The organism is Rubellimicrobium thermophilum DSM 16684 (assembly GCF_000442315.1).
Taxonomy (GTDB): Bacteria; Pseudomonadota; Alphaproteobacteria; order Rhodobacterales; family Rhodobacteraceae; genus Rubellimicrobium; species Rubellimicrobium thermophilum.
Map to the genome: position 1 here is coordinate 299,531 of NZ_KE557322.1, position 24,707 is coordinate 324,237.

Annotated in this window: 33 protein-coding genes and 3 pseudogenes; 30 read left to right on the forward strand and 6 right to left on the reverse strand. The window is 67.5% G+C overall.

Translation table 11 applies throughout. The features are described from left to right. Nucleotides 1-75: 75 nt before the first annotated feature. From rapZ to RUTHE_RS11075, 4 genes are all read right to left on the reverse strand, one after another. Nucleotides 76-954, reverse strand: coding sequence for an RNase adapter RapZ (gene rapZ / locus RUTHE_RS11060; RefSeq protein WP_040645717.1), 879 nt, complete (start codon nt 952-954; stop codon nt 76-78). A 53-nt stretch (nt 955-1,007) separates the two neighbouring features. Next, nucleotides 1,008-1,451, reverse strand: a complete 444-nt coding sequence (locus RUTHE_RS11065; protein WP_021098506.1) for an HPr kinase/phosphorylase — start codon at nt 1,449-1,451, stop codon at nt 1,008-1,010. A gap of 13 nt (nt 1,452-1,464) precedes the next feature. Beyond that, on the reverse strand, nt 1,465-3,099 hold the full coding sequence (locus RUTHE_RS11070; RefSeq protein ID WP_021098507.1) for a sensor N-terminal transmembrane domain-containing protein: 1,635 nt from the start codon (nt 3,097-3,099) through the stop codon (nt 1,465-1,467). 176 nt (nt 3,100-3,275) lie between these two features. Further along, a complete protein-coding gene (locus RUTHE_RS11075) occupies nt 3,276-3,977 on the reverse strand; it encodes a response regulator transcription factor (protein WP_021098508.1) in 702 nt (233 codons plus the stop codon). A gap of 334 nt (nt 3,978-4,311) precedes the next feature. Here RUTHE_RS11075 and RUTHE_RS11080 point away from each other — a divergent pair. From RUTHE_RS11080 to RUTHE_RS11090, 3 genes and pseudogenes are all read left to right on the forward strand, one after another. Then, nucleotides 4,312-5,861: pseudogene (locus tag RUTHE_RS11080) on the forward strand (phosphoenolpyruvate carboxykinase). Nucleotides 5,862-5,960: 99 nt separating this feature from the next. Further along, a pseudogene (gene recO / locus RUTHE_RS11085) lies at nt 5,961-6,679 on the forward strand (DNA repair protein RecO). 54 nt (nt 6,680-6,733) lie between these two features. After that, the gene (locus RUTHE_RS11090; protein WP_021098512.1) at nt 6,734-7,978 is read left to right on the forward strand and encodes an MFS transporter; all 1,245 of its coding nucleotides are present in this window, start codon (nt 6,734-6,736) and stop codon (nt 7,976-7,978) included. Nucleotides 7,979-8,025: 47 nt separating this feature from the next. Here RUTHE_RS11090 and RUTHE_RS11095 read toward each other — a convergent pair. Both RUTHE_RS11095 and RUTHE_RS11100 read right to left on the reverse strand, forming a co-directional pair. Then, a pseudogene (locus tag RUTHE_RS11095) lies at nt 8,026-8,588 on the reverse strand (cob(I)yrinic acid a,c-diamide adenosyltransferase). Between the two features lie 35 nt (nt 8,589-8,623). Continuing rightward, complete coding sequence (locus RUTHE_RS11100) at nt 8,624-8,836, reverse strand: twin transmembrane helix small protein (protein WP_021098515.1); 213 nt, start codon at nt 8,834-8,836, stop codon at nt 8,624-8,626. A gap of 169 nt (nt 8,837-9,005) precedes the next feature. Here RUTHE_RS11100 and tuf point away from each other — a divergent pair, with 169 nt between their 5' ends. The 27 genes from tuf to RUTHE_RS11235 all read left to right on the forward strand — a co-directional run bounded on the left by tuf (nt 9,006) and on the right by RUTHE_RS11235 (nt 24,625). Then, nucleotides 9,006-10,181 (forward strand): elongation factor Tu, encoded by a 1,176-nt coding sequence (gene tuf / locus RUTHE_RS11105; RefSeq protein WP_021098516.1) that lies wholly within the window; start codon nt 9,006-9,008, stop codon nt 10,179-10,181. Nucleotides 10,182-10,331: 150 nt separating this feature from the next. Next, nucleotides 10,332-10,646, forward strand: coding sequence for a 30S ribosomal protein S10 (gene rpsJ, locus RUTHE_RS11110; protein ID WP_021098517.1), 315 nt, complete (start codon nt 10,332-10,334; stop codon nt 10,644-10,646). 13 nt (nt 10,647-10,659) lie between these two features. Next, nucleotides 10,660-11,514 (forward strand): 50S ribosomal protein L3, encoded by an 855-nt coding sequence (gene rplC / locus RUTHE_RS11115; RefSeq protein ID WP_021098518.1) that lies wholly within the window; start codon nt 10,660-10,662, stop codon nt 11,512-11,514. Beyond that, nucleotides 11,514-12,131 (forward strand): 50S ribosomal protein L4, encoded by a 618-nt coding sequence (rplD, locus tag RUTHE_RS11120; protein WP_021098519.1) that lies wholly within the window; start codon nt 11,514-11,516, stop codon nt 12,129-12,131. The genes rplC and rplD overlap by 1 nt, the downstream gene beginning before the upstream one ends. Beyond that, nucleotides 12,128-12,427, forward strand: coding sequence for a 50S ribosomal protein L23 (locus RUTHE_RS11125; RefSeq protein ID WP_021098520.1), 300 nt, complete (start codon nt 12,128-12,130; stop codon nt 12,425-12,427). Before rplD ends, RUTHE_RS11125 begins: the two co-directional genes overlap by 4 nt. 93 nt (nt 12,428-12,520) lie before the next feature. Then, nucleotides 12,521-13,363, forward strand: coding sequence for a 50S ribosomal protein L2 (gene rplB, locus RUTHE_RS11130; protein WP_021098521.1), 843 nt, complete (start codon nt 12,521-12,523; stop codon nt 13,361-13,363). A 3-nt stretch (nt 13,364-13,366) separates the two neighbouring features. Next, nucleotides 13,367-13,645 (forward strand): 30S ribosomal protein S19, encoded by a 279-nt coding sequence (gene rpsS, locus RUTHE_RS11135; RefSeq protein ID WP_021098522.1) that lies wholly within the window; start codon nt 13,367-13,369, stop codon nt 13,643-13,645. A gap of 3 nt (nt 13,646-13,648) precedes the next feature. Then, the gene (rplV, locus tag RUTHE_RS11140; protein WP_021098523.1) at nt 13,649-14,041 is read left to right on the forward strand and encodes a 50S ribosomal protein L22; all 393 of its coding nucleotides are present in this window, start codon (nt 13,649-13,651) and stop codon (nt 14,039-14,041) included. After that, nucleotides 14,041-14,763: a 30S ribosomal protein S3 gene (gene rpsC, locus RUTHE_RS11145; protein ID WP_021098524.1), complete on the forward strand. Its 723-nt coding sequence runs from the start codon at nt 14,041-14,043 to the stop codon at nt 14,761-14,763. Before rplV ends, rpsC begins: the two co-directional genes overlap by 1 nt. A gap of 6 nt (nt 14,764-14,769) precedes the next feature. Beyond that, a complete protein-coding gene (gene rplP, locus RUTHE_RS11150; RefSeq protein ID WP_021098525.1) occupies nt 14,770-15,183 on the forward strand; it encodes a 50S ribosomal protein L16 in 414 nt (137 codons plus the stop codon). Between the two features lie 219 nt (nt 15,184-15,402). Continuing rightward, a complete protein-coding gene (rpmC, locus tag RUTHE_RS11155; protein ID WP_021098526.1) occupies nt 15,403-15,615 on the forward strand; it encodes a 50S ribosomal protein L29 in 213 nt (70 codons plus the stop codon). 1 nt (nt 15,616) lies between these two features. Next, the gene (rpsQ, locus tag RUTHE_RS11160; protein WP_021098527.1) at nt 15,617-15,856 is read left to right on the forward strand and encodes a 30S ribosomal protein S17; all 240 of its coding nucleotides are present in this window, start codon (nt 15,617-15,619) and stop codon (nt 15,854-15,856) included. Nucleotides 15,857-15,922: 66 nt separating this feature from the next. Further along, the gene (rplN, locus tag RUTHE_RS11165; RefSeq protein WP_021098528.1) at nt 15,923-16,291 is read left to right on the forward strand and encodes a 50S ribosomal protein L14; all 369 of its coding nucleotides are present in this window, start codon (nt 15,923-15,925) and stop codon (nt 16,289-16,291) included. Further along, nucleotides 16,291-16,599, forward strand: a complete 309-nt coding sequence (gene rplX, locus RUTHE_RS11170; RefSeq protein WP_021098529.1) for a 50S ribosomal protein L24 — start codon at nt 16,291-16,293, stop codon at nt 16,597-16,599. Before rplN ends, rplX begins: the two co-directional genes overlap by 1 nt. After that, on the forward strand, nt 16,599-17,162 hold the full coding sequence (gene rplE / locus RUTHE_RS11175) for a 50S ribosomal protein L5 (RefSeq protein WP_021098530.1): 564 nt from the start codon (nt 16,599-16,601) through the stop codon (nt 17,160-17,162). Before rplX ends, rplE begins: the two co-directional genes overlap by 1 nt. Nucleotides 17,163-17,181: 19 nt before the next feature. Then, the gene (gene rpsN / locus RUTHE_RS11180; protein ID WP_021098531.1) at nt 17,182-17,487 is read left to right on the forward strand and encodes a 30S ribosomal protein S14; all 306 of its coding nucleotides are present in this window, start codon (nt 17,182-17,184) and stop codon (nt 17,485-17,487) included. A gap of 13 nt (nt 17,488-17,500) precedes the next feature. Then, a complete protein-coding gene (gene rpsH / locus RUTHE_RS11185; RefSeq protein WP_021098532.1) occupies nt 17,501-17,893 on the forward strand; it encodes a 30S ribosomal protein S8 in 393 nt (130 codons plus the stop codon). 10 nt (nt 17,894-17,903) lie between these two features. Then, complete coding sequence (rplF, locus tag RUTHE_RS11190; protein ID WP_021098533.1) at nt 17,904-18,443, forward strand: 50S ribosomal protein L6; 540 nt, start codon at nt 17,904-17,906, stop codon at nt 18,441-18,443. Nucleotides 18,444-18,455: 12 nt separating this feature from the next. Further along, entirely contained in the window at nt 18,456-18,815 is a 360-nt protein-coding gene (gene rplR, locus RUTHE_RS11195; RefSeq protein WP_021098534.1) for a 50S ribosomal protein L18, read from the forward strand. A gap of 140 nt (nt 18,816-18,955) precedes the next feature. Next, a complete protein-coding gene (gene rpsE / locus RUTHE_RS11200) occupies nt 18,956-19,519 on the forward strand; it encodes a 30S ribosomal protein S5 (protein WP_040645826.1) in 564 nt (187 codons plus the stop codon). Nucleotides 19,520-19,522: 3 nt separating this feature from the next. Next, complete coding sequence (rpmD, locus tag RUTHE_RS11205) at nt 19,523-19,711, forward strand: 50S ribosomal protein L30 (protein ID WP_021098536.1); 189 nt, start codon at nt 19,523-19,525, stop codon at nt 19,709-19,711. Between the two features lie 98 nt (nt 19,712-19,809). After that, a complete protein-coding gene (gene rplO, locus RUTHE_RS11210) occupies nt 19,810-20,298 on the forward strand; it encodes a 50S ribosomal protein L15 (RefSeq protein ID WP_021098537.1) in 489 nt (162 codons plus the stop codon). Nucleotides 20,299-20,405: 107 nt separating this feature from the next. Then, complete coding sequence (secY, locus tag RUTHE_RS11215; RefSeq protein WP_021098538.1) at nt 20,406-21,773, forward strand: preprotein translocase subunit SecY; 1,368 nt, start codon at nt 20,406-20,408, stop codon at nt 21,771-21,773. Between the two features lie 81 nt (nt 21,774-21,854). Continuing rightward, on the forward strand, nt 21,855-22,538 hold the full coding sequence (locus RUTHE_RS11220) for an adenylate kinase (protein WP_245542224.1): 684 nt from the start codon (nt 21,855-21,857) through the stop codon (nt 22,536-22,538). Between the two features lie 178 nt (nt 22,539-22,716). Beyond that, nucleotides 22,717-23,085, forward strand: coding sequence for a 30S ribosomal protein S13 (rpsM, locus tag RUTHE_RS11225; RefSeq protein WP_021098540.1), 369 nt, complete (start codon nt 22,717-22,719; stop codon nt 23,083-23,085). 9 nt (nt 23,086-23,094) lie between these two features. Further along, a complete protein-coding gene (rpsK, locus tag RUTHE_RS11230) occupies nt 23,095-23,487 on the forward strand; it encodes a 30S ribosomal protein S11 (RefSeq protein WP_021098541.1) in 393 nt (130 codons plus the stop codon). 121 nt (nt 23,488-23,608) lie between these two features. After that, nucleotides 23,609-24,625 (forward strand): DNA-directed RNA polymerase subunit alpha, encoded by a 1,017-nt coding sequence (locus tag RUTHE_RS11235; protein ID WP_021098542.1) that lies wholly within the window; start codon nt 23,609-23,611, stop codon nt 24,623-24,625. Nucleotides 24,626-24,707: the final 82 nt, after the last annotated feature.

Genomic DNA, 24,707 nt, shown 5'->3' on the forward strand with positions numbered 1-24,707 from the left:
TGGCGCCCGGCCTCCTCCCCTTGCGGACAGGGCCGCAGGCTTCGGGCCGGCAGAATGGCTGTGCCGTTCACGTCCTCATCCCCGATCGGCGGCGCCATCGGCCGCGGCGCGCCGCTCCAGTTCCCGATGCCGTATAGACACCCGCCACCCGGCCTGTGCAAGGGTCTTGCCCAGATGTTCAGCCACAGTGACGGAACGATGTTGCCCGCCTGTGCAGCCCAGCCCGATGGCCAGATGCGACTTCCCCTCCTCGCGATAGGCAGGCAGCAGCGCAAGAAGGAGCGTTTCGAGCCCCGCCAGGAAGGGGGCGTAGCGCGGATCCGCCGCGACGAAGGCGGCCACCGCCGCATCACGCCCGTCGCGGGGGCGCAGGGCTTCATCCCAATGGGGGTTGCGCAGGAAGCGGCAGTCCAGCGCAAGGTCCAGTTCTGGCGGCAGGCCGCTGCGGTAGGAGAAGCTTTCGACAGTGATGGCAAAGGGGCGCCCCTCGGCAGGGGCGAAGCGGCGCTCGATGGCGGCGCGCAGTTCGTGCGGGGTGAGGCTGCTGGTGTCGATGATCACATCCGCCCGGTCGCGTACCGGGACCAGCAAGGCGCGCTCACGGGCGATGCCGGTGGCTGGGGCGCCGTCGGGGGCCAGCGGATGCCGGCGGCGCGTCTCGGAGAAGCGGCGCAGCAGAACATCCTCGCGGCAATCGAGATAGAGCAGTTCACAGCAGGAGCGCCGGGCGATGCGCTCGACGGCAGCCAGAAGGGGTTCGACGCCGAAATCGCGGTTGCGCGGATCGATCCCGAGTGCGAGCGGCCGACCATGCGGCGGTCCTTCGAGCAGGCGGGGCAGCAGGGAGAGCGGCAGATTGTCGATAACCTCGAATTCCAGATCCTCGAGCGCGCGGATGGCGGTGGTGCGGCCCGCGCCGGAGGGGCCGGTAACGAGCACGACCCCAGGGCGCATCCCCTCCGGCCGCGGCGGAGGCGGCGGGATGACGGCAGGGGCGGCAGGGCACGTCATGGAATCCTCGGGGATGCCGGCTCGCGCCGGTGAAATTTCAGATATTGGAGGAGGGCGGGGGCGATAGGGCCGCTCGCGGGCTTGTGAAGACAGGGGAGCGCCACACCAAGCAGCTCCCGCTCGCGCCAGGGGGGCAGGCGGTCCTTCTCGGCCGTCCCCAGATCGAGAAGCACCGCAAGCGGGACCTCCTCCCTGGCCTCCGCCTCCAGCAGGCCGATACCCCGTGCCTCGATCAGACCGCGGATCGGCGGAGGGGCCGAGGCCATCACTTGCCTCCCCTTGCGGCGTAGGATCACGCGGTCATCGGCGACCAGCGTGCAGCCCCAGGCCATCATCTCGAGCGCGAGCGCCGACTTGCCCGATCCGGAGGGACCGAGGATCAGAAGGCCCCGATCCTCCCAGGCGATGCAGGATGCATGGAGGGGTGCGCTGGCCTCCATCCTTCGCCCCCCCCTAGACCGGCAGACCGACCACGAAACGGGCGCCGAGCGGTTCGGAAGCGGGATCGGCATCGGTGGGGCGGATGTTCTCGGCCCAGATGACCCCGCCATGCGCCTCGACGATCTGCTTGGAGATGGCGAGGCCAAGCCCCGAATTGTTGCCGAAATGCTCGGGCGGGCGTTCGCTGTAGAAGCGCTGGAAGATCTTTGTCAGGGCGTTCTCGGGGATGCCGGGGCCGGTATCCTCGACGACCACGAGAACCCTGTTCTCACGCTTGCGCGCCCAGATGCGGATGGCATCGCCTTCCTCGCAGAAGGAGATGGCATTGGTGATGAGGTTGACGAAGACCTGCGCGAGGCGGTTCTCCAGCCCATGGACGATGATGGGCTGTGCCGGCAGATCGGCGATGAACTCGATGCCCTTGGCACGCGCCTCCTCTCCCAGATGTTCGTTCAGGGTGGTGATCAGGCGCAGAAGGTCGAAGGGTTTCTCCTCTTCCTTGACCAGTTCGCTGTCGAGGCGCGAGGCATTGGAGATGTCGCTGACCAGCCGGTCGAGCCGGCGGACATCATGTTCGATGATCTCGAGCAGCTTCTGGCGCTGGTCCTCGCGGCTGGCGAGGCGCAGCGTCCCCACCGCGGAGCGCAGCGAGGCGAGCGGGTTCTTGATCTCATGCGCAACGTCGGCCGCGAACTGTTCGTTGGCCTCGATGCGGTCATAGAGCGCCGCCACCATGCCCCGCAGGGCCGCCGACAGCCGTCCGATCTCGTCCGGACGCCCCGTGAGATCCGGGATACGGATGCGGCCGGGGCTCATGGCCCGGGCGTTGCGATCGCGCCCGAGTTCGGCCGCGGCGGCCAGATCGGAGAGCGGATTGGCGATCGTCGAGGCCAGCATCAGGCTGAGGCCGATCGACACAAGGACGCCCACGATGAACATGCGCAGCATCTGCTCCCGCTCGCGCCGGACAAGCCTGTCGATCTCTCCGGCAGCCGAGCGCACCGCGACCGCCCCCACCGCGCGACCATCCTGCAGAACGGGTGCGGCGACGGCGAAGACCGTGTGCCCGGCATTGTCCGATCGGGTCTCGACCACGGTGCCCTCTTCGAGGGCCCGCAGGCCCAGCGCGCGGGCATCGGCGATGCGATCCGCCCCGGCGGGGGGGATGGCCGAAGGCGCGAGAAGACCCGCCGCCATGTCCCACAGTCTGTTGAGGGCATTCGTCAGAAGGGTGCCGTCCTCGCCCCGTTCGAGCCCCGCAACGGATGCCCCCCCTTCGGATATCGCCTGGGCGACCAGGGATCCCTGCGTGTCGAACAGCAGGGCCTCGGTGCCGCCGCGCAGGTCAAGCCGGGCGAAGGTCTCTGTGGCATCGAGCCCGTCGCCAGCCGCGAGATTGACCGGCACGCCCGTCGGCAGGCGGGCCTCCACCACATCGGCGATCAGCTCGGCCTCTGCCACCAAGGCCGCCGCGCGCTGATAGACGAGATTGTCGCGCGAGGGCGTGAACCACAACATGCCCCCGACAAGCAGGATCAGCCCGAGCAGGTTGAAGGTGATGATCTTGCGCGCCAGCGGGCTGTTCTGGAGCGTGATCAGACCGCGCCGCCGGGGAGAAGGGACCTCGCCCTCGGCGCCGGGGGTCATCCAGTCGTCGCCGAGAATGACCCGGCCGGCGGAAGCCGACCCCTCCGTTCCCCCGGCAGGACCCGTCTGCCCCGCCCCCCGTCTGTCCCCCGAGGGCCCGCACGGCACGGCGCACCGAGGCCAGGCTGCGCACATCCACCGCCGGTGCGGGCCCGGGACGCGCAGTCATGGCGCCCTCACTCCTCGTTGTAGCGGTAGCCGATGCCGTAGAGCGTCTCGATCGCCGAGAAGTTCTCGTCCACGGCACGCATCTTCTTGCGCAGACGCTTGATGTGGCTGTCGATGGTGCGGTCGTCCACATAGACCTGGTCGTCATAGGCCACGTCCATGAGCTGATCGCGCGACTTCACGAAGCCGGGCCGCTGGGCAAGGGCCTGAAGCAGCAGGAACTCGGTCACCGTGAGCGAAACATCCTTGCCCTTCCAGGTCACGGCATGGCGCAGCGGATCCATCGTCAGATGGCCGCGGACCATCACCTTGTGTTCGCCCTCGGGATCGGGGGCCTCGCCCGACAGCACCTGCTGCCGGCGCAGCAGGGCGCGGATGCGCTCCACCAGCAGGCGCTGCGAGAAGGGCTTCTTCACATAGTCGTCCGCGCCCATGCGCAGACCCAGCACCTCGTCGATCTCGTCATCCTTGGATGTCAGGAAGATGACCGGGATCGAGCTGCGCTGGCGCAGCCGCTGAAGCAGGTCCATGCCGTCCATGCGCGGCATCTTGATGTCGAGAACAGCCATGTCCGGCAGACGCTTGCTGAAGGCGTCGAAGGCGGATTGGCCGTCATTGTAGGTCTCCACCTCGAACCCCTCCGCCTCGAGCGTCATGGAGACGGAAGTCAGGATGTTCCGGTCGTCATCGACCAGCGCGATCTTGGACATGGGTCTGCCTCTGCTGCTCTCATGTGTTTTTCGTCCACTGTTCCGTGCACGGCCCCGCGAATCAAGGGAGTGCCGCAAAGGCACCTCCGTTCCGTCACCAATTTGCACCGAAACACCTTAAGGTTGCGTAAACGTCGTGCAGATTCCTGCCGCTGTTCGCGCTAACAGTCCAAGTGCTTGCGCTAACTGGATTTTCTGGCTTTCCGGGCAGGCGCCGGACTGCTAGGGGAAGGCAGCGGGCCGGACGGATCCGGGCCGTCTTCGTGGCAGGAGGATGGCGATGCTGGATCAGACGATGGAGGACAGGGAACAGACGGCCCCGGCCGGGACGCGAATCGGGGAACTTGCGGGCACGACACGGAACCTGCCCGAACCGGCCCTGATGGAGATCGCGCTCGCCGCCGGAGAGGGGCGCCTGGGACAGGGGGGGGTTCTCCTTGTCGAGACGGGGCGTTTCACCGGCCGTTCGCCGAAGGACAAGCACATCGTCCGCCGCGACGGTAGCGCCGGCGATGTCTGGTGGGAGGCCAATGCCGCCATGACCGCCGAGGCCTTCGCCCGGCTGCGCGCCGACATGATCGCGCATCTGCGCGGCCGCAGCCTGCACCGGCAGGATCTCTGGGCGGGTGCGGACCCGGCCCATCGCATCGCCGTGCGGGCCCTCACCGAACGGGCCTGGCATGCTCTCTTCATCCGCCATCTGCTGATCCGGCCGCCGGCCGCGGCGCTGGCCGGTTTCGTGCCCGACTGGACGGTGCTCAACGTCCCGTCCTTCCGGGCCGATCCGGCCCGCCATGGGTGCCGGTCCGAGACCGTGATCGCCATCGATTTCGACACGCGCGAAGTGCTGATCGGCGGCACCGACTATGCCGGCGAGACCAAGAAGGCCGTCTTCACGGTGTTCAACTGGCTCATGCCCGAACGCGGCGTCCTGCCCATGCACGGATCGGCCAATCACGCGCCGGGCGATCCGTCGGATGCCGCCGTGTTCTTCGGCCTGTCCGGCACGGGCAAGACGACGCTCTCGGCCGATCCCGCCCGCGTGCTTCTGGGCGATGACGAACATGGCTGGACGGACGAGGGGATCTTCAACGTCGAAGGCGGCTGCTATGCCAAGACGCTGCACCTCTCGCCCGAGGCGGAACCGGCCATCTTCGCCACCACGCGCCGCTTTGCCACGGTCATCGAGAACATGGGCTGGGACGCCCAGACCCGCGCCCTCGACTTCGCCGATGCCTCCCGCACCGAGAACACGCGCTGCGCCTATCCGCTGGAGGCGATCCCGAATGCCAGCCCGACAGGCCGGGCGGGCCATCCGCGGCATGTCGTCATGCTGACATGCGATGCCTTCGGCGTGCTGCCCCCTGTGGCGCAGCTTTCGCCCGCGCAGGCCGTCTACCACTATCTGTCGGGTTTCACCGCCAAGGTGGCCGGCACTGAAAGGGGGATTTCGGAGCCCGAGCCAACCTTTTCGCCCTGCTTCGGGGCGCCCTTCCTGCCGCGGCCGCCGGCGGTCTACGGGCGGCTGCTGGGCGAGAGGATCGCCCGCCACGGGGCACGCTGCTGGCTTGTCAACACGGGCTGGACGGGCGGTCCGTACGGGGTGGGACGGCGCATGCCGATCGCGGCGACGCGCGCAGTGCTCTCGGCGCTGCTGTCCGGCCTGCTCGACGAGGCGCCGAGCCGCATCGACCCGGTCTTCGGCCTGCGCGTGCCGCTGGCGGTGCCGGGGGTCGATCCGGGGCTGCTCGACCCGCGCGCGGGCTGGGCGGATCCGGCGGCCTATGACGCGCAGGCCGCGCGCCTGTCGGCATGTTCCGGGAGAACTTCCGCCGCTTTGCCGACACGGTGCCCGAGGCCGTGCGCCAGGCCGGCCCGGCCTGAGGCTTCCCGACCTGCCGCCGCAGATGGCGGATGACGGGGCAGAGGCGACGACGCGCCCTGCCCCTTGCCGCAGCCCAGCGGCTGCGCCACCTGTGCGCTATGATCGAATGGCAGGACGAGGGGCTTGTGCTGACCGTGCGCCCGCACGGAGAGACAGGCGCCATCCTTCAGGCCTTCACGCGCCAGCACGGACGCCATGCCGGAATCGTGCCGGGGGGGGCCTCGCGGCGGATGCAGGCCCATCTGCAGCCCGGGGTCCGGCTGGCTCTGGTCTGGCGGGCCCGCAGCGAGGATCACCTCGGCCAGTATCGCGCCGAACCCCTTCACAACCGCGCGGCGCTGGCGATGGATGATCCGCTGGCGCTTGCGGGGATCGCGGCGGTCTGTGCGCTGCTGTCCATCGTCCTGCCCGAACGCGCCCCCATCCCGCCCTGTGGGATCGCACCGAGGCGCTGCTCGATCTGCTCGAGGCCGAGCGCGCTCTGTGGCCGCTGGCCTATCTGCGCTGGGAGCAGGGGCTGCTCGAGGAGATGGGATTCGGGCTCGACCTGTCGGCCTGTGCCGTGACGGGCCGACGCGAGGGACTGGTCCATGTTTCGCCCCGCACGGGCCGGGCCGTGAGCCGGGAGGGGGCGGGGGCCTGGGCGGACCGCCTCCTGCCGCTGCCGCCGGTGCTGCGCGGCGAAGCGCCGGCCGAGCGAGGGGACATCCGGGAGGGACTGAGCGTCACCGGGTATTTCCTGGCCCGCCGCCTGATGCCCGATGGACGCCCCCTGCCTGCGGCACGCGACCGCCTTCTGACGATCATCGGGCGCTGAGGGCGCGAAGCGGCAAGCGCATGTCGCGACCCGGCGCGACGTGGCCGCGCCCCCATGGAGCATGGGACCATTCCCGTTGCCGGTGCCATCCTGCTGTCCGCCGTCCTCCATCCCCGATCCCTGCGCGCCGAGGACTTCGCCGTTCTCTTCGGCTTCGATTCCGCGATCCGCGGCCTTCTGCTCTCGGTCATGCCGCTGGTGATGATCCGCGCCTGGGAAGAGGAGACGATCGTCTCGGGCATCTATCTGGGCGTGGGGCTCGTCTCGCTGGGGGCGGGGCTGCTCGTGCCCTGGGCGTCGCGGCGGGTGTCGCGCGGGCGCCTCGCCTGCGGGGCCTGCCTGCTCTATGCCCTGGGGATGGCCCTGCTGGTCGCGCAGAATGCCTGGGCGGCGACGGCCGCGCTCCTGCTCAACACGGTGGCGACGGCCACGCTCTGGGTCTGCCTGTCGGCTTATGTCCTCGACGACATCCCGCGCGAGGCGCTGGGCCGGGCCGAGACGAAGCGCCTGCTCTATTCGGCGGCGGCCTGGACGGCGGGGCCAGTGACGGGGGTCATGCTCCTCGACTGGTGGTATCCCGCGCCCTTCCTGATGGCGGCGCTCTTTGCGGGACTCATGTTCCTGACGATGCGCCGGCTGCGCCTGGGCGGCGGCAAGCCGGTGGGGGCCGCCGGCCCGCAGGTGCTGGGCTATCTCCTGCGCTTCCTGCATCGCCCGCGTCTTGTGGCGGGTTGGATCTTCGCGATGCTGCGCAGCGCAGGATGGTGGGTCTACATCGTCTATCTACCGCTGTTCTGCCTCGAGGAAGGGTTGGGCCGGTCGATCGGCGGGGCTGCCGTGTCGGGGACAAGCCTGCTGCTCTTTGCGACGCCCTGGCTGCTGCGGCTCGTGCAGCGCTTCTCGGTGCGGGGGGCGGTGCGCGGCAGCTTTGCCTGGTGCGCGCTGCTGTTCGCCCTGGGAGGCCTGCTGTCAGCCCCGGCCCCTTGGGCGAGCGTGGCCTGCCTTGTTCTTGCCTCTTTCGGGCTCGTGATGCTGGATGTCTGCGGATCGCTGCCCTTCCTGATGGCGGTCAAGCCCTCGGAACGCACCGAGATGGCTGCTGTCTATTCCAGCTTCCGGGATGTGTCCGGCATCGTCACGCCGGCGGTGGGGGGGCTGATCCTGCTGGTCGCGCCGCTGGGTGCGGTGTTCGCGGCAACCGGGCTGGCGATGGGGGCGGCCTGGGCGCTGGCGGGAACGGTGCATCCCCGCCTGGGCCGGCCGCGTCCGGGCCCGGCCTCTTCGGCAGCGCCGGGCTGAGGATCCGCGCCGGGGGGCGGGCGCCCGGCCGCGGGGCCGGCCGGGGATCAGCCGTCAGCGGAACGGTGGGCGCCCGGCACCCAGAGCAGGTCGTCGCGCCCTTCGCCATTGGCCATCCGCGAGGCCACGAAGAGCCAGTCCGACAGGCGGTTGAGATAACGCAGCGCGGCAGGGGTCACGGGTTCCTCCTGCGCCAGGCGCACGGCAAGCCTCTCGGCCCGGCGCACCACGGTCCGGGCCAGATGGAGATGCGCCGCCGCCGCCGTGCCCCCGGGCAGGACAAAGCTCCGCAGCGGCTGCAGGCGCGCGGTCATCGCATCCATCGATCGCTCGAGCCGTTCCACCTGGGCATCGGCGACGCGCAACCCGCCTTCCGTTCCCGGGCGGCAGAGATCGGCGCCGAGATCGAACAGGTCGTTCTGGATGCGGCCGATCTCCTCTGCGAGGGGGGCGCGGCATGCAGCCGGGCCAGGCCCAGGGCGGCGTTGGCCTCGTCCACGGTGCCGTAGCATTCCACCCGCAGGGCCGTCTTGGAGACCCGCGTGCCGTCGCCGAGACTGGTGTCTCCGCCGTCGCCGGTGCGGGTGTAGATGCGGTTCAGGACGACCATCGCACGCCTCTTGCGGGGGGGGGACGGGGCGGGGATCATGCTGCGCCCCTGCTGCGCAGCCAGACATAGAGCACGATCAGGGCCACCGCGACCGCCTGGGCATAGATCCGCCAGCGCATCAGGCGGTTGGCGTGGCGGCGGTTGAACTCTCCCCCCTGGCCGAAACCGCCGATGCCGACCAGCAGGATGCCCGCCGTGACAAGGACGGCCGCCACGACGACGTAGAGAAAGGGGTCGGAGAAATCCATGAGGCGATCCTGCGGCAACGGGAAGGAGGTGTAGCAGGCAACCGACGGAAGAAAAGGGTGTCCGGCTGCGCGGCGCTTGATTTTCCGTGGTCCCGCGACTAGACCCGCGCGCGTCGTGAAACCCGGGCCGTTCGTTGCGGTCCCCCAGAGGCATGAGGCCACATCCACCATGGCGAAGGCCAAGTTCGAGCGCACGAAGCCGCATGTGAACATCGGGACCATTGGTCATGTGGACCATGGCAAGACGACGCTGACGGCGGCGATTACGAAGTATTTTGGTGAGTTCAAGGCGTATGATCAGATTGATGCGGCGCCTGAGGAGCGTGCGCGGGGGATTACGATTTCGACGGCGCATGTGGAGTATGAGACGGAGGCGCGGCATTACGCGCATGTGGACTGCCCTGGTCATGCGGACTATGTGAAGAACATGATCACGGGGGCTGCGCAGATGGATGGCGCGATCCTTGTGGTGTCTGCGGCGGATGGTCCGATGCCGCAGACGCGGGAGCACATTCTTCTGGCGCGTCAGGTGGGTGTTCCTGCGCTGGTGGTCTACATGAACAAGGTGGACCAGGTGGACGATCCGGAGCTTCTGGAGCTTGTGGAGATGGAGGTTCGGGAGCTTCTGTCGTCCTACGAGTTTCCGGGGGACGACATTCCGATCGTGAAGGGGTCTGCGCTGGCGGCGATGGAGGGGCGTGATCCGGAGATTGGGGAGAGCTCGATCCGTGCGCTGATGAAGGCTGTGGACGAGTATATTCCGACGCCGGTGCGGGCGATCGATCAGCCGTTCCTGATGCCGATCGAGGATGTGTTCTCGATTTCGGGTCGTGGCACGGTGGTGACGGGTCGCGTGGAGCGCGGGGTTGTCAGCGTGGGCGACGAGCTGGAGATCGTGGGTCTGCGGGACACGCGCAAGACGGTGTGCACGGGTGTGGAGATGTTCCGCAAGCTGCTGGATCGCGGCGAGGCGGGGGACAACATCGGGGCTCTGCTGCGGGGTGTGAACCGGGACGACGTGGAGCGGGGTCAGGTTCTGTGCAAGCCCGGCACGGTGAAGCCGCATACGCGGTTCGAGGCTGAGGCCTATATCCTGACCAAGGAGGAAGGGGGCCGGCACACGCCGTTCTTTGCCAATTACCGTCCGCAGTTCTACTTCCGCACCACGGACGTGACGGGGACGGTGAAGCTGCCGGCGGGGACCGAGATGGTCATGCCCGGCGACAACCTGAAGTTCGAGGTCGAACTGATCGCCCCCATCGCCATGGAAGACGGCCTGCGCTTCGCCATCCGCGAAGGCGGCCGCACCGTCGGCGCAGGCGTCGTCTCCAAAATCCTCGCCTGAGGACCCTGTCGCGGTGCGTCGGCACCGCGATGAGGCTTGACCCGGGATGCGGGGTTCGGTAGGGCCCCGCATCCGAATTTTTCCCCGTCCGATGTGGACGCGGCAATCCCGCGGCGCCCACCTCTCGACGGATGTGACAGGACAGGACCGATGGCCGTTCAGAGCCAGACCATCCGCATCCGCCTCAAGGCGTTCGACCACCGGGTGCTGGATGCCAGCACCCATGAGATCGTGCAGACGGCCAAGCGCACCGGCGCTGCCGTGCGCGGTCCCATCCCGCTGCCCAACAAGATCGAGAAGTTCACCGTCCTGCGCGGCCCGCATATCGACAAGAAGTCGCGCGACCAGTTCGAGATCCGCACCCACAAGCGGCTTCTCGACATCGTGGATCCCACGCCCCAGACGGTGGACGCGCTGATGAAGCTCGATCTTGCCGCCGGCGTGGATGTCGAGATCAAGGTCTGAGGAGGGCGCCAGCATGCTGCGTTCCGGCGTCATCGCCAAGAAGCTGGGCATGACCCGCCTGTTCCTGGAGGACGGGCGGCAGGTGCCCGTGACCGTGCTCCAGCTCGACAATGTGCAGGTCGTCGCCCAGCGCACCCAGGAGAAGGACGGCTATACGGCCGTCCAGCTCGGCGCGGGCACGGCCAAGGCGAAGAATGTGAGCCGCCCGATGCGCGGCCATTTCGCCAAGGCCCAGGTCGAGCCCAAGCGCAAGATCGTCGAATTCCGCGTCTCGCCCGAGAATCTCATCCCGGTGGGCGAGGAGATCATTGCCGCCCACTACTTCCCCGGCCAGTATGTGGATGTCTCGGGGACCTCGATCGGCAAGGGCTTTGCCGGTGCGATGAAGCGGCACAATTTCGGCGGTCTGCGCGCCAGCCATGGCGTGTCGATCAGCCACCGTTCGCATGGCTCCACCGGCCAGTGCCAGGACCCCGGCAAGGTCTTCAAGGGCAAGAAGATGGCCGGCCACATGGGCACGACCCGCGTGACCACCCAGAATCTGCAGGTCGTGCGCATCGACAGCGAGCGCGGCCTGGTGATGGTCAAGGGGGCGGTGCCCGGCAACAAGGGCGGCTGGGTGACCGTCAAGGACGCGGTCAAGAAGCCCCGACCCGAGAATGTGATCCTGCCGGCGGCGCTGCGTTCGGCCGAGCGCGAGGCGAAGCGTCTGGCCGAGGAGGCGGCTGCCCGTGCCGCCGCCGAGGCCGAGGCTGCGGCCCGCGCGGCCGCCGAAGCCGAGGAAGCCGCGATCCGCGCGGCCGAGGAAGCCGCCGCCGCCCAGAGCTCGGGCGGGGAGGACGGAGCCGATGAGGGGAGCGACAAGTAATGCAGGCTGAGGCGATCACGCTCGCCGGCGAGAAGGCCGGCACCATCGAGCTCGACGACGCGATCTTCGGGCTCGAGCCGCGGGCGGACATCCTGCACCGCGTGGTGCGCTGGCAGCGCGCCAAGGCCCAGCAGGGGACGCACTCCACCCTGGGCCGCTCCGAGGTGTCCTATTCGACGAAGAAGATCTATCGCCAGAAGGGGACGGGTGGGGCCCGTCACGGATCCCGCAAGGCGCCGATCTTCCGCAAGGGCGGCATCTACAAGGGCCCGGTTCCGCGCAGCCATGCGCATGACCTGCCCAAGAAGGTGCGCAAGCTCGGCCTGCGTCATGCGCTGTCGGCGAAGGCGCGAGCGGGAGAGCTGGTGATCCTCGAAGAAGCCCGTGTCGCCGAGGCGCGGACGCGGGCGCTGGCGCAGCAGCTCGACCGGCTCGGCTGGAAGCGGGCCCTGGTCATCGATGCCACCGTGGACGAGACCTTTGCCCGTGCCGCGCGGAACATCGAGACGCTCGATGTGCTGCCGGCGATCGGTGCCAACGTCTATGACATCCTGCGCCGCGACACGCTGGTCCTGACCCGCGCCGCGGTCGAAGCCCTGGAGGCGCGACTGAAATGAGCCCGACCCCGGCCCACTATGACATCATCCGCCGTCCGGTCATCACCGAGAAGGCGACGCTGGCCTCGGAGCGGGGTGCCGTCGTCTTCGAGGTGGCGATGGATGCGACCAAGCCTCTCATCCGCGAGGCGGTCGAGGCGCTGTTCGGCGTCAAGGTGAAGGCGGTCAACACCGTCATCACCAAGGGCAAGACCAAGCGGTTCCGCGGCCGCCCCGGCGTCCGCGCTGACGTCAAGAAGGCCTATGTGACCCTCGAGGAGGGGCACAGGATTGACGTCACCACGGGCCTCGCGTAGGAGGCCCGCCTTCGCCGGCCCCGGGCGCTTCCGGGGCCGTGGCGTTCCATCGGGGACCTTCGGGGCCCTTGTACATGACGGAAGACAGGAACCATGGCACTCAAGTCGTACAAGCCGACGACGCCTGGCCAGCGCGGGCTGGTGCTGATCGACCGTTCGGAGCTTTGGAAAGGGCGCCCCGTCAAGACCCTCACGGAAGGTCTGACGAAGAAGGGTGGCCGGAACAATACCGGGCGGATCACGATGCGCCACCAGGGCGGGGGCGCCAAGCGGCTTTATCGCATCGTCGATTTCCGCCGTCGGAAATTCGACATTCCGGCGACGGTGGAGCGGATCGAGTATGATCCCAACCGCACGGCCTTCATCGCCCTGATTCGCTACGAGGACGGCGAGCTGTCCTATATCCTTGCGCCCCAGCGCCTGGCCGTGGGCGACACGGTGGTGGCCGGGGCGAAGGTGGACGTGAAGCCCGGCAATGCGATGCCCTTCAGCGGCATGCCGATCGGCACGATCGTCCACAATGTCGAGATGAAGCCCGGCAAGGGCGGGCAGATCGCGCGCGCCGCCGGCACCTATGCCCAATTCGTCGGCCGCGATGGCGGCTATGCCCAGCTCCGCCTCAGCTCGGGCGAGCTGCGCATGGTCCGGCAGGAGTGCATGGCCACCGTCGGGGCGGTGTCGAACCCCGACAACAGCAACCAGAATCTCGGCAAGGCGGGCCGCAAGCGGCATATGGGCATCCGGCCCACCGTGCGTGGCGTCGCGATGAACCCCATCGATCACCCGCATGGCGGTGGCGAGGGCCGCACCTCGGGCGGGCGTCATCCGGTCACGCCCTGGGGCAAGGGGACCAAGGGGACCCGCACCCGCAATCCGAACAAGGCGTCCGCGAAGCTCATCCTGCGTTCGCGTCACGCGAAGAAGAAGGGACGCTGACACATGGCTCGCTCCGTCTGGAAGGGTCCGTTCGTTGACGCCTATGTCCTGAAGAAGGCCGAGGCGGCGCGTGCGTCGGGCCGCAACGAAGTCATCAAGATCTGGTCGCGCCGGTCCACCATCCTGCCGCAGTTCGTGGGCCTCACCTTCGGGGTCTACAACGGCCGCAAGCATGTCCCGGTTTCCGTGACCGAGGAGATGATCGGCATGAAGTTCGGTGAGTTCTCTCCGACGCGGACCTATTACGGTCACGCCGCGGACAAGAAGGCCAAGAGGAAGTAAGCCATGGGTCAGGAGAAGAATCCGCGCCGCGTGGCGGAGAACGAGGCGCAGGCGATCGCGCGCATGCTGCGCACCTCGCCCCGGAAGCTGAACCTCGTGGCCGCCATGATCCGCGGCAAGAAGGTGGAGAAGGCGCTGGCCGATCTCACCTTCTCCAAGCGCCGCATTGCGGGCGACGTCAAGAAGTGCCTGCAGTCGGCCATCGCCAATGCCGAGAACAACCACAACCTCGATGTCGATAGCCTTGTCGTCGCCGAGGCCTATGTGGGCAAGGCCATCACCATGAAGCGCGGCCGGCCCCGCGCGCGCGGCCGCTATGGCCGCATCATGAAGCCGTTCTCGCAACTGACGATCACCGTGCGCCAGGTCGAGGCGCTGGAAGGGGAGCAGGCCTGATGGGCAACAAGGTCAATCCCGTCGGCATGCGCCTTCAGGTCAACCGGACCTGGGACAGCCGCTGGTTCGCCAATTCGAAGGATTTCGGGGATCTCCTGCTCGAGGACCTGGCCATCAAGGACTTCGTCCGCAAGGAGGCCAAGGCCGCCGGCATCAGCCGTGTCATCATCGAGCGGCCGCACCGGAAGTGCCGCGTGACCATCCATGCCGCGCGTCCGGGCGTGATCATCGGCAAGAAGGGTGCCGATATCGAGGCGCTGCGGCAGAAGCTGGCGACTCTCACGAAGTCGGAGCTGCATCTCAACATCGTCGAGGTGCGCAAGCCCGAGCTCGATGCCGCGCTGGTGGCCGAATCGATCGCGCAGCAGCTCGAGCGGCGGGTCTCGTTCCGCCGGGCGATGAAGCGGGCGGTTCAGAACACGATGCGCATGGGGGCCCTCGGCATCCGGGTGAATGTCTCGGGTCGCCTGGGCGGGGCCGAGATCGCCCGCACCGAATGGTATCGCGAGGGCCGCGTGCCGCTGCACACGCTGCGTGCCGACATCGATTACGCCCTGGCCGAAGCGCATACCCCCTATGGTGTCATCGGGGTCAAGGTCTGGATCTTCCGGGGCGAGATCATGGAGCACGATCCGCAGGCGCGCGATCGCCGTGCGGCCGAGCTTCAGGACGCGCAGCTTCCCCGCGGCGCCCGCCCGGACCGTCGCGAACGTAGGGAGTAAGGGGCCATGCTTCAGCCGAAGCGCACAAAGTTCCGCAAGGCTCACAAGGGCCGCATCCATGGCGAGGCCAAGGGGGGCTCGGACCTCAATTTCGGCTCCTACGGGCTCAAGGCGCTCCAGCCGGAGCGCGTCACCGCCCGGCAGATCGAGGCGGCCCGTCGTGCTCTCACCCGTCACATGAAGCGTCAGGGGCGGGTCTGGATCCGGGTCTTCCCGGATGTGCCGGTGTCCTCCAAGCCGATCGAGGTGCGGATGGGCAAGGGCAAGGGCTCGGTGGACTACTGGGTGGCCCGCGTGAAGCCCGGCCGGATCATGTTCGAGGTGGACGGCGTCAGCGAGGAGGTCGCCCGCGAGGCGCTCCGTCTGGCGGCGATGAAACTGCCGATCAAGACCCGCACGGTGGTCCGCGAGGACTGGTAAGGCTGGTCTGCAGGGCCTGATGGATCCTGGGGGGTGCGTCCCTGTGGCGCACCCCCGCTTCTTGGGGGCGGGGCCGCGCACAGGCGTGTTTCATCGCGCCGACCTGCAAAAGGGGCTTGCGCGGCGGGTTCAACCCGTCTAGTGGGGCCGCTCATTCCTGCGTTCCACCGGAATCGGCGTGACCAGCCGGGCGCCCCGGTGTTGTGGAAAGGACAGACGATGGCGACGACCGCCAAGGATCTTCGGGGGCAGACCCCCGATCAGCTTCGCGAAAGGCTTGCGGCTCTCAAGAAGGAGAGCTTCAACCTGCGCTTCCAGCAGGCCACGGGCCAGCTGGAGAACACCGCCCGCATGCGCGCCGTCCGCCGGGAGACGGCACGGGTTCTGACGGTTCTCAACGAAAAGGCGGCGGCTGCCGCGAAGGAGGTCTGACATGCCCAGACGCATCCTGCAGGGGGTGGTGACCTCGGACAAGAACGACCAGACGGTGACCGTTCTTGTCGAGCGGCGCTTCATGCATCCGCTCCTCAAGAAGACGATCCGCAAGTCGAAGAAGTATCGCGCCCACGATCCGGAGAACCGGTTCAAGACGGGCGATGTCGTGCGCATCCGGGAATGCGCGCCCAAGTCCAAGACCAAGCGCTGGGAGGTCATCACCGCTGCGGCGGAGTGACCCCCGGCTCGATCGAAACCCTGGGGATGAAGGGCGCAAGCCCTCCCCAAAGGTCGGGAGAGACCCATGATCCAGATGCAGACCAATCTGGACGTTGCCGACAATTCCGGCGCGCGGCGCGTTCAGTGCATCAAGGTGCTCGGCGGTTCGCATCGCCGCTATGCCTCGGTGGGCGACATCATCGTCGTTGCCGTGAAGGAGGCGATTCCGCGCGGCCGCGTCAAGAAGGGCGATGTGCGCAAGGCCGTCGTCGTGCGCACCGCCAAGGAGGTCCGTCGCGAGGATGGCACCTCCATCCGCTTCGACCGCAATGCTGCCGTCATCCTGAACAATCAGGGCGAGCCGGTCGGCACGCGCATCTTCGGGCCGGTGGTCCGCGAGCTGCGGGCGAAGAACTTCATGAAGATCATCTCGCTCGCCCCGGAGGTGCTGTGATGGCCGCCCGTATCCGCAAGGGGGACAGGGTCGTCGTCCTCACCGGGCGCGACAAGGGCAAGACCGGCGAGGTGGAGCAGGTCTTTCCCAAGGAGAACCGCGCCATCGTCAGCGGAATCAACATGGCGGTGCGCCATGTCCGTCAGACCCCGCAGAGCCAGGGCGGGCGTCAGCCCAAGGCCCTGCCCATCCATCTGTCGAACCTGGCTCTCATCGACCGCAACGGCAAGCCCACGCGGGTGGGCTTCCGTTTCGACGAGGCGGGCAACAAGGTGCGTTATGCCAAGACCACGGGGGATGTGATCTGATGCTCGACGCGACGCAATACGTCCCCCGCCTCAAGGCGCTCTACCGCGACCGCATCCGTGCCGCCCTGCGCGAGGAGTTCGGCTATCGCAACGAGATGCAGGTGCCGCGTCTGGACAAGATCGTCCTGAATATCGGCGCCGGCGCCGAGGCCGTGCGCGACAGCAAGAAGATCAAGTCGGCGCAGGAAGACCTTTCCATGATCGCCGGCCAGCGCGCCGTGATCACCCGGGCCAAGAAGTCCATCGCCGGCTTCCGCGTGCGCGAGGACATGCCTCTGGGCGTCAAGGTCACGCTGCGCGGCGACCGGATGTACGAGTTCCTGGATCGCCTGATCAATATCGCCCTGCCCCGCATCCGCGACTTCCGCGGGGTGAAGGGGACGGCCTTCGACGGGCGCGGCAACTATGCCCTCGGCATCCGCGAGCACATCGTCTTTCCCGAGATCAATTTCGACAAGGTGGACGAGGTGTGGGGTCTGGATGTCGTGATCTGCACCACGGCCCGGACCGATGCCGAGGCGAAGGCGCTGCTCAAGCACTTCAACATGCCGTTCAACAGCTAAGCCGCAGGACATCAGACCCATGGCGAAGAAATCCATGATCGAGCGCGAGCGGAAGCGGCAGAAGCTGGTGGACCAGTACGCCGCCCGTCGCGCCGAGCTCAAGGCCCGGGCCAAGGACAAGTCGCTTTCCGTCGAGGAGCGCTTCAAGGCGACGCTCAAGCTCGCCGAGCTGCCGCGCAATTCCTCGCCCACGCGGCTGCGCAACCGCTGCCAGCTGACGGGGCGGCCGCGGGCCTATTACCGCAAGCTGAAGATCAGCCGGATCATGCTGCGCCAGCTGGGCAGCAATGGCGAGATTCCCGGCCTCGTGAAGTCGAGCTGGTGAGGGAGGTCAGATCATGAACGATCCCATCGGCGACATGCTGACCCGCATCCGCAACGCGCAGGCGCGCGGCAAGGCGGATGTCGTGACCCCCGCCTCGAAGCTGCGGGCCTGGATCCTCGATGTGCTGCGCGACGAGGGCTATATCCGCGGCTATGAGCAGATCACCGATCGCAACGGCCATCCGGCCCTGCGGATCGAGCTCAAGTATTTCGACGGCGCTCCCGTGATCCGCGAGATCCGCCGCATCTCCAAGCCCGGCCGGCGCGTCTATATGGGCGTGCGTGACATCCCGCAGGTGCGTGGCGGGCTGGGCGTCTCCATCGTCAGCACGCCCAAGGGCGTGATGTCGGATGCGCATGCGCGCGCTGCCAATGTCGGCGGCGAAGTCATCTGCACCGTGTTCTGAGGAGGGGCCCATGTCTCGAATCGGCAAGAAGCCCGTCCCGCTTCCCTCTGGCGTGACGGCGACCATTGACGGACAGACCGTCGCGGTGAAGGGGCCGAAGGGCACGCTGTCCTTCCGCGCCACGGATGATGTGAGCATTGCGCAGGAGAACGGCGCCATCGTCGTCCGCCCCCGCGGCGACAGCAAGCGGGCCCGCCAGCAATGGGGCATGTCGCGCTCCATGATCGAGAACCTGGTCACCGGCGTGACGCAGGGGTTCCGGCGCGAGCTCGACATCACCGGGGTGGGCTACCGCGCCCAGATGCAGGGCAAGACGCTCAAGATGGCGCTGGGCTACAGCCACGACGTCACCTATGAGCCGCCGCCGGGCATCACGATCACCACGCCTTCGGCCAAGAACGATGTCATCGTGGTCGAGGGGATCGATGCGCAGCAGGTGGGTCAGGTCGCGGCCGAGATCCGCGCCTGGCGTGGCCCCGAGCCCTACAAGGGCAAGGGGATCCGCTATCGCAACGAGTTCATCTTCCGCAAGGAAGGCAAGAAGAAGTAAGGACGCGATCCCATGGCCAGCACGAAGCTCGAGCTGTTCCGGAAGCGCCGGCTGCGCGTCCGCAACAAGCTCAAGGCGGTCAATTCCGGCAAGCTCCGCCTGTCGGTCCACCGTTCGAACAAGAACATCTCGGTTCAGCTCATCGACGATGCCCAGGGACGCACCCTGGCCTCGGCCTCGACGCTCGAGAAGGAGTTCGGCCTGGTGGGCAAGAACAACATCGAGGCTGCGGCGGTCATCGGCCGCGCCATCGCCGAGCGCGCGAAGGCGGTCGGCGTGCACGAGGCCTATTTCGATCGTGGCGGCTTCCTGTTCCACGGGAAGATCAAGGCCCTGGCCGATGCCGCGCGCGAGGCAGGGCTGAAGATCTGAGGCGGAGGGCGGCGCGGTTTTCCGCGCCGCCGGCATGAGATGAAGGAGGCCGGGGGCCTCCTCGATGATCGGAGGGCCGGGCTCGGCTCATCGCGATCGGAGTCAACCGGCCATCGGGCCGCAGGAGAAGGATGCCGGACTTGGCAGAGCGTGAACAGCGCCGGGACCGCCGCGAACGCGACGAGACCCCGGAATTCGCCGACCGTCTGGTGGCGATCAACCGTGTCAGCAAGACCGTGAAGGGCGGCAAGCGCTTCGGCTTTGCCGCGCTTGTCGTGGTGGGCGACCAGAAGGGCCGTGTGGGCTTTGGCAAGGGCAAGGCCAAGGAAGTGCCCGAGGCGATCCGCAAGGCGACCGAGCAGGCCAAGCGCAGCATGGTCCGCATTCCGCTGCGCGAGGGGCGCACGCTCCATCACGACATGGAGGGCCGTCATGGCGCCGGCCGTGTGGTGCTGCGTTCGGCGGTGCCGGGGACCGGCATCATCGCCGGCGGCCCGATGCGCGCCGTCTTCGAGATGCTGGGCGTGCAGGACGTGGTGTCCAAGTCGCTCGGCTCCAACAATCCCTATAACATGATCCGCGCCACGATGAATGCTCTTCTCAAGGAGCAGTCTCCCCGCGCGGTCGCCCAGCGCCGCGGCAAGAAGGTGGCGGAGATCCTGCGCCAGCCCGAGGCCGCGCCCCAGCAGGCTGCAGAGGGCTGAGCCATGGCCAAGACCATCATCGTCAAGCAGATCGCTTCGCCCGCCCGCCGTCCGGATGTGCAGCGCCAGACCCTGATCGGCCTGGGGCTGAACCGGATCGGCCGCACGCGCGAGCTTGAGGATACGCCATCCGTCCGTGGCATGGTGAATGCGATTCCCCACCTCGTGAAGATCATCGAGGAGCGGGGCTGACCGTCCCCCGGCGCCGGGATCCGGCCGGCGCCATCCATCCATTGAGGCCGTGTCCGGTCCCGTCGCTCGGGGGCCGCGTCCGGCAAGGAGAGAGCGAGATGAAGCTGCACGAACTGCGCGACAATCCCGGCGCCGTGAAGAAGAAGGTGCGGGTGGGACGCGGCCCCGGCTCGGGCGTCGGCAAGACCGGCGGGCGCGGGATCAAGGGGCAGAAGTCCCGGTCGGGGGTGGCCCTGAACGGCTATGAGGGCGGGCAGATGCCGCTCTACATGCGGCTGCCCAAGCGCGGCTTCAACAAGCCGAACCGCAAGGAATACGCCGTCGTCAATCTCGCCCTGATCCAGAAGTTCATCGATGCGGGCAAGCTCGATCCGGCTCAGACGATCACTGAGGATGCGCTGGTCCAGGCGGGGGTTCTGCGCCGCAAGCGCGACGGGATTCGGGTGCTGGCCACGGGCGAGCTGACCTCGACGATCGCTCTGGAGGTCACGGGGGCGTCGGCCGCGGCGGTCGCTGCCATCGAGGCTCGGGGCGGATCGGTGACGCTGCGCAACCCTGCAGGTGCCGCGGCGGACACTGCGGCGTGACGCCGCCGCGGGCGCCCCTTTTCGTGGCGCGCCCCCTCGGATAGGGTTTCTCTCGCGCCGCCGCCGGACGCCCGGTCGGCGGCGCGGTCTTGACGGAGACAAGCCTCATGGCATCGGCTGCAGAACAGATGGCCTCCAACCTGAGCTGGGCGGCCTTCGGCAAGGCCACCGAGCTCAAGAGCCGCATCCTCTTCACCCTCGGCCTGCTGATCATCTACCGGATCGGCACCTATATCCCCGTCCCCGGCATCGACGGGACAGCTCTGCGCGAATTCATGGATCAGCAGGCCGCCGGGATCGGAGGCATCCTGTCGATGTTCACAGGCGGCGCGCTGAGCCGGATGGGGGTCTTCGCCCTGGGGATCATGCCCTACATCTCGGCCTCGATCATCGTGCAGCTCGTGGCCTCCATGTACGAACCCTGGAAGGCTCTGAAGAAGGAAGGCGAGCTGGGACGAAAGAAGCTCAACCAGTATACGCGCTATCTGACCGTGATCCTGGCGACCTTCCAGGCCTATGGGATGGCGGTGTCGCTGGAGGCCGGGGGCCTCGTGGCCGATCCGGGCGCGTTCTTCCGCGCGGCCTGCGTCATCACGTTGGTGGGCGGCACGATGTTCCTGATGTGGATCGGCGAGCAGATCACCGCGCGCGGCATTGGAAACGGGATCAGCCTGATCATCTTCGTCGGCATCATCGCCGAGGTGCCGCTTGCGCTGTTCCAGTTCCTCGAACAAGGGCGGACTGGCACGGTGAGCCCCCTCGTCATCCTGACCGTCGTGGTCATGGTGGTGGTCGTCTTCGCCTTCGTGGTGTTCATGGAGCGCAGCCTGCGCAAGATCCATATCCAGTATCCGCGCCGGCAGGTGGGGATGAAGATCTATGACGGCGGCTCCTCGCATCTGCCGATCAAGGTGAACCCGGCCGGGGTCATTCCGGCGATCTTCGCCTCGGCGCTGCTGCTGTTGCCGACCACGCTGGCGACCTTCAGCCACAGCACGACTAGCGGCTTCATGTCCTGGTTCCTGGCTTATTTCGGGCCGGGTCAGCCGCTCTATCTGCTGTTCTTCACCGGGATGATCGTCTTCTTCACCTACTTCTACACCCATGAAGTGGCGTTCAAGACCGAGGATGTGGCAGAGAACCTGAAGAATCAGAACGGGTTCATCCCCGGCATCCGTCCCGGCAAGAGGACGGCGGAATATCTCGACTATGTGGTGAACCGCATCCTGGTGCTGGGCTCGGCCTATCTGGCGCTTGTCTGCATGCTGCCCGAGATCCTGCGGGCAGAGCTGGCCGTGCCCTTCTATTTCGGCGGGACATCGGTGCTGATCGTGGTGTCCGTGGGCATGGACACGATCCAGCAGGTGCAGAGCCATCTTCTGGCGCATCAGTATGAGGGGCTGATCGAACGGTCGCAGCTGCGCGGCCGGGGCAAGCCCCGCAGCCCGCGCAGCGGCGGCCCCGCCCGTCGCTGACCGGAGCGCGCCTTGCACCCCGATACCGCAGCACCCGACCTGTCAACCGGAACCACCGAGGCTCTCCTGCCGATGACCGACGTGACCTCTGCCCCCGCCCTCAACATCGTGCTTCTCGGCCCGCCCGCTGCCGGCAAGGGGACGCAGGCCCGGCGGCTCGTGGAGGATTGGGGAATGGTCCAGCTCTCCACGGGCGACATGTTGCGCGCGGCCCGCTCCTCCGGGACCGAAGTCGGCCGGCGTGTGGCCGAGGTGATGGATCGCGGGCATCTGGTGACGGACGGGATCGTGATCGATCTGATCCGCGAGCGTCTGGGCCAGGGCGGTGCACGGGGTGGTTTCATCTTCGACGGCTTTCCCCGCACCCTGGCCCAGGCGGATGCGCTGGAGGAGGCGCTGAGGGAGATGGGGATGCGGCTTGATGCCGCAGTCGAGTTCCGGGTGGATGACGAGGCGCTGGTGGAGCGGATCTCCGGGCGGGTCACCTGCGCGGCATGCGGCGAGGTCTATCATGACCGCACCCGCCCCATCCCGGCCGATGGCCGCTGCGTCCGCTGCGGAGGCACGGAATTCACGCGGCGCGCCGACGACAATGCCGAATCGCTGCGCACGCGTCTCTTTGCCTATTACAAGCAGACGGCGCCGCTCATCGGCTATTATCACTGCAAGGGCATCCTGCGGCCTGTGGACGGCATGGGCGGGGTCGAGGATGTCGCCCGGGCCGTGGCGGCCACACTGCGCCTGCCTGCTGCGGCAGGGGCTTGACGGCGCCGGGACACTCTCCTAGGACGCCCCATCCCAGCCGGGAATCGCCGGTCGTGGGCCTGTCGCTTGTGGCGGTGCCCCGGCCAGACCACCTCCGTGTGCCGCTTCCCGTCCGGGGGGGCGGCGGTTGTGAAAAAAGGCTCCGGGATTACGGAGCCGCAACAGAAGGACCACCCACGTGGCACGTATCGCCGGGGTCAACATCCCGACCAAGAAGAGGGTTCCGATCGCCCTCACCTACATCCACGGCATCGGACCGGCCTCTGCCCGGGAGATCTGCGAGAAGGTCGGTATCGAGCCGTCCCGCCGCGTGGACGCGCTGACCGATGCAGAGATCCTCGCGATCCGCGAGCATATCGACGCCAACTACATCGTCGAGGGCGATCTGCGCCGCGAGACGACGATGAACATCAAGCGGCTGATGGATCTGGGCTGCTATCGCGGCCTGCGCCACCGCCGCAACCTGCCGGTCCGCGGACAGCGCACCCATACCAATGCCCGCACCCGCAAGGGCCCCGCGAAGCCGATCGCCGGCAAGAAGAAGTGAGGCTGACCCATGGCTCGTGAAACCCGCCGCGGCGGCAAGAAGAAGGTCTCGAAGAACATCGCTGCCGGCGTGGCGCATGTGAACTCGTCCTTCAACAACACCAAGATCCTGATTTCGGACGTGCAGGGCAACGCCATCGCCTGGTCGAGCGCGGGCACGATGGGCTTCAAGGGCTCGCGCAAGTCCACCCCTTATGCCGCGCAGATGGCTGCCGAGGATGCCGGTCGCAAGGCGCAGGAGCACGGCGTCAAGACCCTCGAGGTCGAGGTCCAGGGCCCTGGCTCGGGCCGCGAATCGGCGCTGCGGGCGCTGGCTGCGGTCGGCTTTACCATCACCTCGATTCGCGACGTGACGCCGATCGCGCATAACGGCTGCCGTCCGCCGAAGCGCCGCCGCGTCTGAGGCTGTTCCGTCATCCGGGCGGGGCTGCGCATCCGCGCGGCCCCGCTTCGCCGTCATCTAGCTCAACCTCGGGAGTGGAGCCTTGTTGGACATGAAGGGCACCGCGCGAATGGAGGGACGCATGATCCACAAGAACTGGTCCGACCTGATCAAGCCCCAGCAGCTTGAGGTTCGGCCCGGCGACGACCCCAGGCGGCAGGCGACGCTGATCGCCGAGCCGCTCGAGCGCGGCTTCGGCCTCACGCTTGGCAATGCGTTGCGCCGGGTGCTGCTCTCCTCGCTTCAGGGTGCGGCGATCACGGCCGTCCAGATCGATGGTGTCCTGCACGAATTCTCCTCGGTCGCCGGTGTGCGCGAGGACGTGACCGATATCGTCCTGAACCTCAAGGGCGTGGCTCTCCGCATGGATGTGGAGGGGCCGAAGCGTCTGACGGTGCAGGCCAAGGGGCCGGGCGTGGTGACCGCTGGCGATATCAGCGAAACCGCGGGGATCGAGATCCTCAACAAGGATCATGTGATCTGCCATCTCGACGAGGGGGCGCAGCTCTACATGGAGCTGACGGTGCGGACCGGGAAGGGCTATGTCCCCGCCGACCGCAACAAGCCCGAGGATGCGCCGATCGGCCTCATCGCCATCGACGCCATCTATTCGCCGGTCAAGAAGGTCAGCTATGACGTCCAGCCCACCCGCGAAGGGCAGGTGCTCGACTATGACAAGCTGACCATGAAGATCGAGACCGACGGATCGGTCACGCCCGATGATGCGGTCGCCTATGCCGCCCGCATCCTGCAGGATCAGCTCTCGATCTTCCTCAATTTCGAAGAGCCCGAGACGACTTCGGCCGGCTCGCTCGAGGATGGTCTGGAGTTCAATCCGCTTCTGCTCAAGAAGGTGGACGAGCTGGAGCTCTCGGTCCGTTCGGCCAACTGCCTCAAGAACGACAACATCGTCTATATCGGCGATCTCATCCAGAAGACCGAGGCGGAGATGCTCCGCACGCCCAATTTCGGGCGCAAGTCGCTCAACGAGATCAAGGAAGTCCTCTCCAGCATGGGGCTCCATCTGGGCATGGAGGTCGAGAACTGGCCGCCGGACAACATCGAGGAACTGGCCAAGAAGTTCGAGGACCAGTTCTGAGGCTCAGGCCGCCCTGCGCGGCCTGAGGGCCCGGGCGCGGCTTTCGGCCTCGCCCCAAGGTGAGCCGGCCCACAGAGGCCGG